We start from the raw sequence: 12,495 nt of genomic DNA on the forward strand, positions 1-12,495 counted from the left end.
CTTGACGCCATCTGAGTTCGTGTCTCGCGGCGCTTACGGCCAGTATTTTTCTCACCAGTCTCCAAACCTCAAGGCAGGCAGCTAACATCTCGTTCAAGGCGGACGGCTTCGCCGCCGCTTAACTCCAGCGTTAGGCACAAGATTGAATATGGCTTCTAGAATGGAAATCGAACAAGTCATCGCCGAGCGAATCATGTTCTTTGTACGGAGCACCGGCGAGCGAGAAGCGGCATCGTTGCGGGTTGGATTGCCCGTTAAGATCGAAGATGAGACTTGGTATTGTCCCTATGAGCTTCGCACGGACTCTAGAGTTAAGGCGTTCGGAATGCACGGCGTTGACGCACTACAAGCTCTAGATCTCACCATGAAGACATTGCGCGTTGAGGTTGATTACTGGGAGAGACATCAGGACGGAAAGTTCCATTTCCTCGACGAAGAAGGAGCTGGCATCTAATTCGGCCCATGTGCAGTATGCCTAACAACTCATTCGAGGCGGACAGCTACGCCGCCGCTTAACTCCAGCGTTAGCCCTCATGAGCGCCATAAGCCAAAGAACACGAGACATCATTTTTCGGGCCGGAGTCGCGCTGCTTATCTGTGGTGGAGCGCTTGTTTTATGGGCTTACCAAGACTTCGATAAACTTCCAAACTATTTGCGGATTGCCTCACTTATTCCTGTTATGAGCTCATACGCAATGCTTCAAGTCGACCAATACCATGACTGGGCTTCAGTTCAAGGAATCGATCGTGGTCACGCCATTGGCGCGCTTCTCGCGCCGCCACTACTTTTAGTAGGGTCTCTGATATGGTTTTTTGCAGCGCCTGACGCGCATGGCTAACAATGCGTTCAAGGCGGACGGCTTCGCCGCCGCTTGACTCAAGCGTCAGGCGTCCGAATGGGGAGCCTTCGAATGCCTGGTGTCGAAGCAATTTGCCCGAAGACAAAAACAGCGCGTTGGTGGATCGCTTTTCCGTCTCTATTGCTTTCGTCGTATATGTCTCGTTCCACACCTTGTATTTCGCTACGCGCAATCGCTGCGCGCATTGGCTTGAGCCGGCAGGTCATTTATCCGCTGCCGCGCCACCCGCACTCCGATTCGCCCGACGTACCGCTTCAACAAACCCAGCAAACGGAATGTCGGTGATGCCAACCAGACCGATGTGCGAATTTTCGCCGTCGAGTATGCGCCCCGTGACAGGTTGGTCGGAGTAGTTGAACCAGTGGGTGCCGACGATGTCGGGATCGTTGACGGCGGCGTTGACGTATCGCGCATAGGCCACGCCGCGCTGCTGTTCGTTTTCCACTGACACGACGCCATTGCCGAACGGACCGCGATCGTTCGAGCCGAAATGGAATTCGGTGATCATCACCGGTTTGTTCAAGGCGTGCATCGCCGCGGCATCGTAACCGTGCTGCGGGAGGTCTGCGTAGACGTTGAAGCTCACCACGTCGCAATACTTCGCGCAGGCGGCGATGGCTTCGGGCGTCTTCACTGCGAAGCGACCGCCGAGAAAAAGATGATGCGTGTCGTGCCGATGGATGGCGTCGGCCGCCACGCGGAAATAGGTTTCCGCATACTGGCTCAACCACGCGCTGTAGTCGGTGGCGATGGCGGGATGCGCCTCATTGGGGGCGGGTGCGGCGAAGTTGGTGGCGTTCAACGCATCCCATGACTTGAGCGCGATGCCCCACGCGGCCGCGAGTTTTTCCGGCGTCGCGTATTTGGCGCGCAGCGCGGCGATGAACGCCTGCTTGGCCGGGCTCTTCGCGTCGCCGCGCAGCGTGCCGACGGCAAGTCCCCAGTGTCCTTGCGGACCCTGGCCTGCCCACGCCAGTTCGTTGTCGACGAAGTAGCCGAGCAGCCATGGATCATCGCGAAATTCCGCGCTCGCTTTCGTCGCGGCCGCTTCGGCGGCGGGAGCAAAACCGGGATCGAAGGGATCGGGCATGCGACCCCAATAATCGTAGCCGCTGGAGACGCTGCCGAAATGGCCATTGATGTTGAGCAGCCGCGTGTACGGCAGGCGATGTGCCTTGGCGAGCGCACTGTCGCTCCAGTTGCCGATGGTGTTGAAGCCCCAGTGTTGCAGACGATCGAGCGTGCGCTGGCGCCATGTCGCCAACCAGTTCTTGCCATCGACGCGATAGAGGTTGGCGCCGTAGAAATCGAACCAGCGGCCATGGTTGTAGCCCATGTTGCTGCTGGCGGCCCGGCCCGGTTGACGGCTGTCGCCAGTGCCGTAGAAGGACGTCCATTCGCCGCTGTCGGGCGGGAGATCGTTGAACATGAAGCCGCGACCTTCGACGTACGTGCGGCTGTCGTCGGACACGATGGCGTTGACGCCGAGCGAGAAAAATGCGTGGCCCTCGGGGGTGACCAGGCGCCAGTGACCATCGAGTTTCTGTGTGTGGAACCAGCCGGTTTTCTGCAAGCCCTGGATATCCGTGTGCCCGCCGTACACGTCGAGTTCGCCCGGGTTCGAAGGCGCTGCCGCCAGCGCCATCTGCTCGCCGGCGTGAGCGGACTTCAACGCGGTATCCGATGCGATGCGCTCTGGCCAGTTGCCGTGGGTGTATTGACCGTATTGATCGACGATGCCGGTGTACGCCTCGCGCGTGATCGGATCGCCCTGCACTGCATCGATACGACCGAGCAGCAAAGTCTGCGCAGCCTGCGGCGCCGGCATGCCGAGGCGGATCGCATGCACCGCGTGCAAATCCAGCGCGCCCTTCACCGTGGTGGCAAGCAACATCGATTGACCATGATCGTCGAACGGCGTCGTCGGTCCGACCTGCATGCCTTGCGTGCGTGATGATGTTGCGTGCAGTGGAACAACCACGGTTTGCGGCGGACCGGCAGGGACACCCACCGTCGCCTGCAACGCGTGCTGCGCATCGGCACCGTCTATCTCGATCGTCAACGTCACCGCCCACGGCATCGCGTTCTGCACGCGCAGATGCAGCTCGCCCTGTTTCGTCCAGTCCCATGCTGCGTTCGCGGGGGCGATAACGATCTGCGGATGCGCGCCGGGCTGGAATGCGTAACGTCCCTGGGCGATGCCGTCGGCAGTTTTCTCCACCACATCGCTGCGCTGCACCTGATCGAGTTCGACGTGAATCGCCGCGTCGGGTTTCGCGGAGAGATCGGTGACGCCGGGTGTCGTTGCGGCGCTGCAACCACAAAGGGCGATCAGGACAAGGCCAGACAAGTGCGCGCGATATTTCATGCAGAACTCCCCATTCATGCTGCGACTTTCATTGGATCGGCACGTTCGGATGACGACGCGTCCACGCGCGCCAGCCGTAGTACACCGGCAAGCCTATCGCGATGATCAACAGGCTCATGCCGGCGTCGCCGGGATCGTGGATGGCGCTGGCGACGATCACGCCGAACACCGTGATCACGAATACCAGCGGCAGCAAGGGATAGAACGGCACGCGATACGGCGCCGGCTGATCGATGAAATGCTTGCGATACCAGAACAGCGTGGCGATACCGAACACATGCCCCAGCCATTCGCCGACGGTGGTGTAGTTGAGCAACTGGTTGAACGTGCCCGATAACGTCAGCACCACCGCCCAGCCACCGAGGACGACGAGTGCGATCTGTGGTGCGCGCGTGCGTGTGTCGACGCGAGCCGTCGCGCGGAAGAACACGCCGTCCGCGCCCATCGTCTGCAATACGCGTGCGCCGCCGGCGATCGCGATGCTGCAATAACCGAAAGTGGAACATGCGATGCCGACCTCGATCACGGTGGCGCCATGCACGCCGAACAAACGCTGCATCAAATCCGCTGCGGGCGCGAGGCTCGCTGCAAGGCCGGCGTGACCGAGCCCGGCGAGATATGCAAAGTTGACCAGCAGATAGCACACCACCACGCCGGCCATGCCCATGCCCAGCGCCCGCGGCAAGGTGCGTTGCGGGTTGCGCACTTCGCCGGCCAAATCGTTGAGGTAATGAAAACCACCGTACGCGAACAGCACCGGCAGCAGCGCGCCGGCGAATGCCCATGACGACACCGGATGCGCCACCTCTGGAACGAGCGGAAGGCCGAGGTGCTCGTGCGCAACGATCAAGCCAGTGATCACCAGCAACGCAATCGCCACCATCTTGAGCACAGTGAAGATGTTCTGCATCCACGCGCCGGCACGGATGCCGAACAGGTTGATGCCGACGATGAACACGATCGCGCCCACGGCCATCGGTGTTTCGTAGAGCCGGCTCATGCCCAGCGCCCGGCAGAAATACACCGCGAACTTGGTTGCCACCGCGGCCACGCTGCCGGGGTAGTTGATCAGCGCCATGGTCCAGCCGAACAGGAACGCCGGCAGCAAACCGAACGCTTCGCGCAGATACACATAGATGCCGCCCGCCTGCGGCCGCCGCGCGCCGAGTTCGGCGTAGCAAAGCACGCCGGCCAGCGTGAGCAATCCGCCGATCGCCCACAGCACCAGCACCTGCGTACCCGACGATGTGTTCTGGGCCACCGTGGCCGGCGTGATGAAGATGCCGGCCCCGATCACGCCGCCGATGACGATCATCGCGGCGTCCCAGGTATTCAGGCGACGGGCATAAGCATTGGCAGGTTCGGTCAGCATGCCCGCTACCTTGCCATTGCCATGCCTTCACGGCCAGTCCCGCCTAGCGATTCTGGACAATCCCGCACACAGCCCTGACCATTCGCGCATGTCTTCTCCTCTTGCGCCCGCTGTCGCGAACGATCCGCCGCGGCGATGGAAAATCCTGTCGTGGATTGCCTCACTGGTGGCGATCGGGATCGCGGTATGGGTGACGCATCGCTATATCAGGCACATCACGTGGCGCGACGTGGTGACGGCTTGGATGCAGTTGCCGGCGTCGCGCATCGGTGAATCGTTGCTCGCGATGGTGGTCAGTTTCGGCATGCTGGCGCTGTTCGATGTGCTGGCGGTGCGGGTGGTTGCGCGCGATCGCGTGTCGGCTCGGATGGCTGCGTTTGCCGGCGTGCTGACGCACGGCATTTCGAACGCACTGGGTTTTCAGGCAGTGACCGGCAGCGCGGTGCGCTATCGCATCTATGCATCGAAAGGTTTGGCCGCAGCGGACGTCGCACGCATCGTGGGTCTGGCCGGTCTTGGTGTCGGGCTCGGGTTTGTCACGGTGGTTGCCGGCGCGCTGTGTTGGCAACCGGTGATCACGCAAGGTTGGGGTCGCTGGCCCGGTGGCGCGCTGCTGCTGCTGCTGATCGCGCTGCTGGTGTGGCTCGCTCGTCCGCGCACGCTTGTCCTGGGGCGCTGGACGCTGGCCTGGCCGAGCGCGGGCATGGCCGGCGCGCAGATGCTGATCGGCGGCGTGGAAATGCTGGCGGCGATGAGCGCGCTCTACGTGTTGCTGCCGGCGAGTGCGGCGCCACCGTTCGTGGATTTCCTGCCGATCTACGTGGGCGCGGTGGTCGCGGGCATCGTCAGTCATTCGCCCGGCGGGCTCGGTGTGTTCGAAACGATCATGCTGGCGTCGTTTCCGCCGGAAGCACGCGCCGATCTGCTCGCCGCGATGATGTGCTATCGACTGACCTACACCGCGCTGCCGTTTGTGCTGACCAGCGCTGCGTTCCTGGTTTTCGAAATTCTGCGACGTCGAAAAAAGCAATCCATTGCGATACGCATTGACGACGAGTGAAGAAATATCGGCGACCGCCGCAGCGGTTGCTTGAACGATGGCGAGGCCCGTCGCGCGCGCATGCTCGCGACTCATCGTTCGAAGAGAAAACCAGGACCTTCGGGCTAGTGACAACCATCCGCCGTGCTGGAACACTGTCATCGGCAGTGCATCTGGCTGCCGATGACTGCGCAGCGATGTTCGCTGCGACACGCTGCCGAGGGGTGCTGCAGCGGACACCCGTCCGCCACGCTCGGCATGCGGCTCCATGGCAAGGGCGCCCTTTCCGATGATTGGAGGTGTCGTCATGTCTGCCCACGTTGCCGCTCGTCGGCTCGCCCTTGCCACATCCGCGGATTACCCGTGCGTCCAGCCCGACGATGTCGGCCTTGTCGCATCGCTGGAACGCCTCGGCATCGAACCGATCGTCTGTGTCTGGAATGATCCCGACGTCGACTGGTCGAGCTTCGATGCCGTGCTCATCCGCACCGTCTGGGATTACTTCAAGCACTACGCGTTGTTCATGCGCTGGCTGGATCGGCTCGATGAACTCGGCGTGTCCACCATCAACGACAGTCGGCTGCTGCGCTGGAACGCCGACAAGCGCTACCTGTTCGAGCTTGCGCAGCACGGCGTCGCGACCATTCCTACGCAACTCGCCACGGCACACCAACTGTCCGACGTGCTGGCAGCAATGGCCGGGCAGCAGGTCGTGATCAAGCCCACCATCAGCGGCGGCGCGTGGCACACGGTGCGCGGTGTTGCTGGCGAAGAAGACTTCGCTCGCTCAGTCGCCCCGTTGCCACTCGAACACGACTACCTCGTGCAGCCGTTCGTGCCGGAAGTCGTCAGCGACGGCGAATGGTCGCTGCTGTATTTCGGCGGCGAATTCAGTCACGCCGTCATCAAGCGACCGGCGTCCGGTGACTACCGCGTGCAGACCGAGTACGGCGGAAGCGTGGAACCGATAGCGCCGAGCGCCGCCACGCTCGCTGCCGCCGAACGCGCACTGGCCGCGGTCGCCGAGATCGGCCATCGCGATCAAGTCTACGTGCGCGTCGACGGCGTGATCTGCGCGGGCGAATTTCTGATCATGGAGCTGGAGCTGATCGAACCGTTCCTGCATTTCGGTGTGCGCCCACAAGCTGCAGAACGCCTTGCGACAGTGATTGTCGCGCAGCTGGACGGCTCCCGCGTGCGAGACATCGAATCGGCCCTCGGAGACTTCTGATGCTGGAATCATCGGCAACCGAAATCTGCCTGTTTTCCTACGGCACGCTGCAGAGCGAGTCCGTGCAACGCGTCACGTTCGGACGTCTGTTGCAGGGCGAGCCGGATGAGCTTCATGGCTACCAATGCACGTTGCTTGAGATTCGCGACGCGCAAGTCATCGCCACCAGCGGTATCACGAACCACCCTGTCGTCCATCACACGGGCGACCCGACTCATGCAGTGAAAGGCGCTGCGTTGCGCATCACGCAAGACGAGCTGGCGCAAGCGGACGCGTACGAGGTCGACGACTATCGGCGCGTCGACGTCACGCTTGCCTCCGGTCGGCGTGCCTGGGTTTACGTACGGGCTGATAACGACGACGCGTAGCGAGGGATGCCTGTGCCCATTGCGCAACGCAGGCGGGCGCAGGCTCTAGAATCGAAGCTTCGTCATCTCAATCGCTTTGTGATTTCTGTGTCCCGCAAGATTCTCCACATCGACATGGATGCGTTTTACGCGTCGGTTGAGCAGCGTGACGATCCGTCGTTGCGCGGCAAGCCGGTGGCGGTGGCGTGGCGCGGTGCGCGATCGGTGGTGTGCGCGGCGAGCTACGAGGCGCGCGTGTTTGGCGTGCGTTCGGCGATGCCCGCCATACGCGCCGAGCGATTGTGCCCGCAACTGATTTTCGTGCCGCCGGATTTCGTGCGTTACAAGGCGGTGTCACGGCAGGTGCGCGAGATCTTCGAGCGGCATACCGATCTGATCGAGCCGTTGTCGCTGGACGAAGCGTATCTCGACGTCTCCGAAACCAAGACCGGCTTGCCTTCGGCCACCGCCACCGCCGAGGCGATCCGCAACGCGATCCGCGAAGAGACCCATCTCACCGCATCGGCCGGCGTGGCGCCGAACAAATTTCTCGCGAAGATCGCCTCGGATTTCAACAAGCCCGACGGCTTGTACGTGGTTCGTCCGCATCAGGTCGAAGCGTTTCTCACGCCGCTGCCTGTCGGCCGACTGCCGGGTGTCGGCAAGGTGATGGAAGCGAAGCTCGCGGTACTCGGCATCGCCACCGTGGGCGATCTGCGCGGTTTGCTGCTGGCCGAACTGGAACAGCGATTCGGACGCTGGGGTCGCCGGCTGCACGAGCTTTCGCACGGCATCGATGATCATGCGGTGCAATCCGAACGACTCACCCTGCAGGTATCAGCGGAGGACACGTTTGAAAGCGACCTGCTGCTGGAAGAACTCGAGCCGCATATCCGTCGACTGGCGGAAAAAGCCTGGGCCGGTCATCAGCGGGAGACCGGGAGAATCGCGCGCACGGTCGTGCTCAAACTGAAAACCTCGGATTTCCACACGCTCACGCGCAGCTACACACCGTCGCAACGGCCGTCATCCGCAAACGATCTAGGCGACATCGCGTGCGCGTTGCGAGAGCGTGTCGAGCGACCGGCCGACAGCCGCTATCGCCTCGTCGGCGTCGGCCTGTCGGGATTCGTTGATCAGGACAGCTATCGCGCCCAGAGCGACCTGTTCGACGCACCGGCGAAGTAAGGCCACCGACGCCGCGCGATCATTGTGATCAGGCGCGGATCCAGCGCAGCACTTCCTTCCACGACGGCTTCTTGCCGTACATCAGGATGCCGGTGCGGTAGATGCGTCCGGCCAGCCACACGCAGGCCAGCAACGTAGCCACCATCAGGCCCAGCGACAGCGCCAGTTCCATCGGTGGCACCGAGGTCATCGACCAGCGCACCGGCATCACGAACGGCGCGAAGAACGGGATGAACGACATGGTCCTGCCCAGGTCGCCGGTCGGATCCTTGATCAGGCTGAACACGGCAAAGAAGCCGATCATGATGACGATGGTGATGAACACCGCGTACTGCTGGGTCTCCTGGATCGTGTTGCACATCGCGCCGATCGCCGCATACAGCGCGCCGTAAAGCAGAAACCCGAGCATGAAATACAGCAGGAAAACCACCAGCAGATCCGGTGCCATCGTCGGTACCGGAAAGCCCTGCATCGCATCGCTGCTCATGCCGAACAGGCTGGCAAGATGCGCGCGCTGACTGCCCACGACGAACACCGAGCCGCCCCAGATCGCCATTTGCGCAAGGCCCGCCGAGCCAACGCCCAGCACCTTGCCGAGCAGCATCTGGAACGGCGTGAGCGACGAGGCCAGCACCTCCATGATGCGCGAGGTTTTCTCCTCGATCACCGAGGTCATCGTCTGCTGGCCGTAGATCAGGATCGACAGATAGAGGATGAAGCCCATGAAGTACGCCACGGCGAAGGACTCCTCACCACTTTGACCGGTGAGTTTGCCGTCGGACACCTTGGTGGTCTGCAGGTCGGCCGGAGCCATCGCATGCACCACCACGCCCGGATCGACGCCGGACTTGCCCAACCGCACGGTCGCCAGCACCTGCGACAGCGTGCGCTGGATCTTCGACATCGATTGGGTGGCGCCCACGTCATCGCCGTAATAGGGGACCTTGCCGTCTTGAAGCGATTCGTCGGTGAGTACCAGCACACCGTTCCATGCATCGGCATGACCGCGCCGGGAGAAACCGGTTTTGGCGATCAGCGAATCGCGCACGTCGGCCACCTGACCACCGGACGCCGGAAACACCTGCACGCTGTAGCGCGCCTGCGCGTCCGGCGCATCCGTGAGCTTCTCGCCGAGCAATGCCCGGCTCACCTTGGCGCCCAGGCCACCGGTGCTGCCATCCACGACCGCGATGCGGCTGGTGTGCTCAGAGCCGCTCATCATCAGCGCAGGCAACACCGTCATCAGCACGATGAACACGGGCAACATGATGGTGGAAATCAGAAAGGCCCGGGTGCGAACGCGTTCGACGAACTCGCGACGGACCACGGCAAGGATCTTGTTCATGCGGCGACTCCGGGATTCGCCACCGCCGTGGCGGCAGTGGCGCCCACCTTGGCGATGAAGATGGCATTCAACGACGGCTCCACGATCTCGAACCGGCGCAGTCCCACGCCCTCGCGCACCAGCAGTGCCAGCAGTTGCTCGGGGTCGGCGCCTTCGGCCATCTGCAGTTCCGCGGACGCGCCGTAGTCGTCCATGCTGGCAACGAGCGAACGGTCGGCGAGGATCTTCTCCGCGCGCTGCTTGTCGTGCGTGAAACCGAGCGCGACATGGCGGCCACCAAAGTCCGCCTTCACTTGCGCCACCGTGCCGCTCACCACTTTTTCGCCACGCGCGATGATCGCGATGCGATCGCACATGCGCTCGGCCTGCTCCATCACGTGGGTGGAAAACAGCACGGTGCGACCGGCCGCCGCCAGTTCCACCACGATGTCCTTCATGCCCTGCGCGTTGACCGGATCGAGACCGGAAAACGGTTCATCGAGAATCACCAGCTCGGGGTCGTGCAGCAGCGCGCCGGCAAACTGCACCTTCTGTTGCATGCCCTTGGACAGGTCCTCGACTTTCTTCAACGCCCAATCGCTGAGACCGAGCCGTTCCAGCCAAGCGTGCGCGCGCTTGCGTGCATCCGACCGGCTGATGCCCTTGGTCTCGCCAAGAAAGATCAGGTGATCGAGCACTTTCATCTTCTTGTACAGCCCGCGCTCTTCTGGCAGATAGCCGATGCGCGCGGACAGCTTGCGGCTGCCTTCGCGCGAACCGAACAGCGAAATCGTGCCCTCGTCCGGTTCCAGGATGCCCATGATCAGACGGATCGTGGTGGACTTGCCCGCGCCGTTGGGGCCGAGCAATCCGAAGATGCCGCCGGGAGAAACCTCCAGCGAAAGACGGTTGACGGCGGTGTGCCCGGCAAAGCGCTTGATGACGGCGTCGACGCTGACGGTCGGTGATGACATGGCTTCCGTTCCCCCGGAAATCGGGCCGGCAGGCCCCTCGGCGAAACCGTAGCATGCGCACGCGGCGTCGCAAACATGACCGACGGCGGCGTCGATGCACTACCGCCGCATGTTGCTGCAGGCTCTGAAGTCGCGACTTCTCGGGCACTGCGTGTCCTGGCAAAGCGCGCAGCAGCGCGTGTGCTCAACCCGCGTCGGACAGCGTGTATTCCAGATCGTAGAAGTGCTTGCCATCGGCGATCGTGATCGTGAGCGTGCCGGCAAGACCTTCCAGCTCTTCCGTACCGGAATCGGGCACCACGCTGATGCTCAGGCTTGGCGCGCCACGTGTCATCGTGCCGCTGTGCAAGAGATTGAACGCGCCGTGGCGACCACCCAGCGTGCCGCTGACTCGCTCCATCGCGACGTAACCGGCGGAGCCATCGACAGCCGTTCGCGTGGCGAGCATCTGGCCCAAGCCCTTGGCATCGAGATCGCCGTGATAGCGCTTGTCCAGCGCCATGTGGCCAATGCTCGCATCGCCCACGTTTTCTTCCGCATGTTGCGCGGTCATCTTCACTTCAAAGCTGCCATGAGCGTGCATGTCGTTTTCCTGTGGCGTTGACGACGATCGGTCGCAGACGTCTATGCCGACACTATATATATCTGCGTACGACAGGTCTTCCACGCGCAGCTCGTCAGTGGCCTGACACCGTACTCGCATGGGGCGGCGACACTTCCCTTTTTGCGGCGCGAAAGCTTATGGCCATGAAGTGTTTCGGCACACCGTTTTCCGCCGGTGTTTTCTTCAGAAAAGCGGCCGCCGCGTTATCGTGTTTCAGATACGCGTCCAGGAATTTCACGGTATAGCGCGCAACCCACGCATAGCTCGTATTGACGTCGTTCCTGTCGTAATCAGCCTGCTGGTTTTCCGCAAAGTGTTTGGCATCGTGCTTGCGTTCCGTCATGGCGCTGAACTCGGGGTGTGACATGCCCAGCATGTGCACGGTCAACAGATCGCCGTGAATCCATTGGTTGAGAACGTTTGGCCCGATCTTGCCGTCGTCGTTGAAACCGTCCCAATCCTCGAGACTTAGATCACCGCGAGTGAAGAACATCATCGGCAAGGTCATTCGATCGGGCTTTACATCGGCGACCCTCTGCACCAGTCCGGGGTAATAGCGGATGCTGCCTTCGAGATTCACCAGCGCGCCGATACGGTGATCGCGCGCTGCGGCAAACAGACTCGACAATCCGCCCCAGCTCCACGCGGCCACGGCCACTTTCGAACTATCGGCATCAGGCAACTTTCCGGCGTCATCGATGAGGAAGGATATGTCGCGCGCTTCGGTGTTGATGCCTTCGAGGTCGTCCGTCATGTCGCGCGTCGATGCGCCCATCGACGCACTGGCCAAGACCACATAGCCATGGCTGGCAAGGTATTCGCAGAGATCGGCGTTGTCCCACGACACCGACGAATCGCCCGGCGCATAGATGACGATGGGGAAGTGGCCGCGTATCGCCTGCGCATTGCGTACGGCACGCAGCGAGGTATTCGACGAGGAGGCCAAGATCGAACGCCATCTGTTGGTGTGGTCCGGCACATCGAAATTGATCTCGGTATCGGCGAGTTGGGCATAGTCGCCCACCGTCATTGGCGCAGACGTGCTCGCAACGGAGGGATACCAAATCAAGGTCTGTAACGGACGCGCACCTTTCTTCGCCGGCGCCTTCACATCGTTTCCCGGTGACACAGGAAAACTGCGCGAGTGATCATATCGATCGACCACTTTGAGACCTACCTCGTACGGTC

Annotated in this window: 12 protein-coding genes and 1 riboswitch; of the genes, 5 read left to right on the forward strand and 7 right to left on the reverse strand. The window is 62.0% G+C overall.

Annotated elements, in window-relative coordinates; all coding sequences use genetic code 11:
- Positions 1-160 precede the first annotated feature (160 nt).
- Complete coding sequence (locus tag GSQ73_RS01720; protein ID WP_158880379.1) at positions 161-454, forward strand: hypothetical protein; 294 nt, start codon at positions 161-163, stop codon at positions 452-454.
- A gap of 224 nt (positions 455-678) precedes the next feature.
- Here the strand turns inward: GSQ73_RS01720 and GSQ73_RS01725 are convergent, their stop codons facing one another.
- The 3 genes from GSQ73_RS01725 to GSQ73_RS01735 are packed head-to-tail and all read right to left on the reverse strand — an operon-like array spanning position 679 to position 4,600.
- The gene (locus GSQ73_RS01725; RefSeq protein ID WP_158880381.1) at positions 679-1,011 is read right to left on the reverse strand and encodes a hypothetical protein; all 333 of its coding nucleotides are present in this window, start codon (positions 1,009-1,011) and stop codon (positions 679-681) included.
- Between the two features lie 51 nt (positions 1,012-1,062).
- Positions 1,063-3,228: a beta-galactosidase gene (locus tag GSQ73_RS01730; RefSeq protein ID WP_158880383.1), complete on the reverse strand. Its 2,166-nt coding sequence runs from the start codon at positions 3,226-3,228 to the stop codon at positions 1,063-1,065.
- Positions 3,229-3,256: 28 nt separating this feature from the next.
- Positions 3,257-4,600 (reverse strand): amino acid permease, encoded by a 1,344-nt coding sequence (locus GSQ73_RS01735; protein ID WP_158880385.1) that lies wholly within the window; start codon positions 4,598-4,600, stop codon positions 3,257-3,259.
- Positions 4,601-4,688: 88 nt separating this feature from the next.
- On the opposite strand from GSQ73_RS01735, the gene GSQ73_RS01740 reads away from it, so the two are divergent.
- The 4 genes from GSQ73_RS01740 (at position 4,689) to dinB (ending at position 8,405) form a co-directional block, all read left to right on the forward strand.
- Positions 4,689-5,660, forward strand: a complete 972-nt coding sequence (locus GSQ73_RS01740; RefSeq protein WP_254063236.1) for a UPF0104 family protein — start codon at positions 4,689-4,691, stop codon at positions 5,658-5,660.
- A gap of 192 nt (positions 5,661-5,852) precedes the next feature.
- Positions 5,853-5,929: riboswitch (S-adenosyl-L-homocysteine riboswitch) on the forward strand.
- Between the two features lie 17 nt (positions 5,930-5,946).
- Positions 5,947-6,870, forward strand: a complete 924-nt coding sequence (locus GSQ73_RS01745) for a hypothetical protein (RefSeq protein WP_158880387.1) — start codon at positions 5,947-5,949, stop codon at positions 6,868-6,870.
- Positions 6,870-7,238, forward strand: a complete 369-nt coding sequence (locus GSQ73_RS01750) for a gamma-glutamylcyclotransferase family protein (RefSeq protein ID WP_158880389.1) — start codon at positions 6,870-6,872, stop codon at positions 7,236-7,238. The genes GSQ73_RS01745 and GSQ73_RS01750 overlap by 1 nt, the downstream gene beginning before the upstream one ends.
- Positions 7,239-7,319: 81 nt before the next feature.
- Positions 7,320-8,405: a DNA polymerase IV gene (gene dinB / locus GSQ73_RS01755; RefSeq protein ID WP_158881659.1), complete on the forward strand. Its 1,086-nt coding sequence runs from the start codon at positions 7,320-7,322 to the stop codon at positions 8,403-8,405.
- A 28-nt stretch (positions 8,406-8,433) separates the two neighbouring features.
- Here the strand turns inward: dinB and GSQ73_RS01760 are convergent, their stop codons facing one another.
- From GSQ73_RS01760 to GSQ73_RS01775, 4 genes are all read right to left on the reverse strand, one after another.
- On the reverse strand, positions 8,434-9,750 hold the full coding sequence (locus GSQ73_RS01760; RefSeq protein ID WP_158880391.1) for an ABC transporter permease: 1,317 nt from the start codon (positions 9,748-9,750) through the stop codon (positions 8,434-8,436).
- Positions 9,747-10,703 (reverse strand): ATP-binding cassette domain-containing protein, encoded by a 957-nt coding sequence (locus tag GSQ73_RS01765; protein WP_158880393.1) that lies wholly within the window; start codon positions 10,701-10,703, stop codon positions 9,747-9,749. The genes GSQ73_RS01760 and GSQ73_RS01765 overlap by 4 nt, the downstream gene beginning before the upstream one ends.
- A gap of 184 nt (positions 10,704-10,887) precedes the next feature.
- Entirely contained in the window at positions 10,888-11,286 is a 399-nt protein-coding gene (locus GSQ73_RS01770; protein WP_158880395.1) for a DUF3224 domain-containing protein, read from the reverse strand.
- A gap of 94 nt (positions 11,287-11,380) precedes the next feature.
- Positions 11,381-12,418, reverse strand: a complete 1,038-nt coding sequence (locus GSQ73_RS01775) for a hypothetical protein (RefSeq protein WP_158880397.1) — start codon at positions 12,416-12,418, stop codon at positions 11,381-11,383.
- Between the last annotated feature and the right edge of the window lie 77 nt (positions 12,419-12,495).

This window comes from Rhodanobacter sp. L36 (assembly GCF_009765755.1).
Lineage (GTDB): Bacteria > Pseudomonadota > Gammaproteobacteria > Xanthomonadales > Rhodanobacteraceae > Rhodanobacter.

Bases quoted from the DNA above. Each gene is read 5' to 3' on its own strand.
- GSQ73_RS01750 (WP_158880389.1), top strand. From the start codon at position 6,870: ATGCTGGAATCATCGGCAACCGAAATCTGCCTGTTTTCCTACGGCACG.
- GSQ73_RS01745 (WP_158880387.1), top strand. From the start codon at position 5,947: ATGTCTGCCCACGTTGCCGCTCGTCGGCTCGCCCTTGCCACATCCGCG.
- GSQ73_RS01730 (WP_158880383.1), bottom strand. From the start codon at position 3,228: ATGAAATATCGCGCGCACTTGTCTGGCCTTGTCCTGATCGCCCTTTGT.
- GSQ73_RS01720 (WP_158880379.1), top strand. From the start codon at position 161: ATGGAAATCGAACAAGTCATCGCCGAGCGAATCATGTTCTTTGTACGG.
- GSQ73_RS01735 (WP_158880385.1), bottom strand. From the start codon at position 4,600: ATGCTGACCGAACCTGCCAATGCTTATGCCCGTCGCCTGAATACCTGG.
- GSQ73_RS01740 (WP_254063236.1), top strand. From the start codon at position 4,689: ATGTCTTCTCCTCTTGCGCCCGCTGTCGCGAACGATCCGCCGCGGCGA.
- GSQ73_RS01760 (WP_158880391.1), bottom strand. From the start codon at position 9,750: ATGAACAAGATCCTTGCCGTGGTCCGTCGCGAGTTCGTCGAACGCGTT.
- GSQ73_RS01770 (WP_158880395.1), bottom strand. From the start codon at position 11,286: ATGCACGCTCATGGCAGCTTTGAAGTGAAGATGACCGCGCAACATGCG.
- GSQ73_RS01765 (WP_158880393.1), bottom strand. From the start codon at position 10,703: ATGTCATCACCGACCGTCAGCGTCGACGCCGTCATCAAGCGCTTTGCC.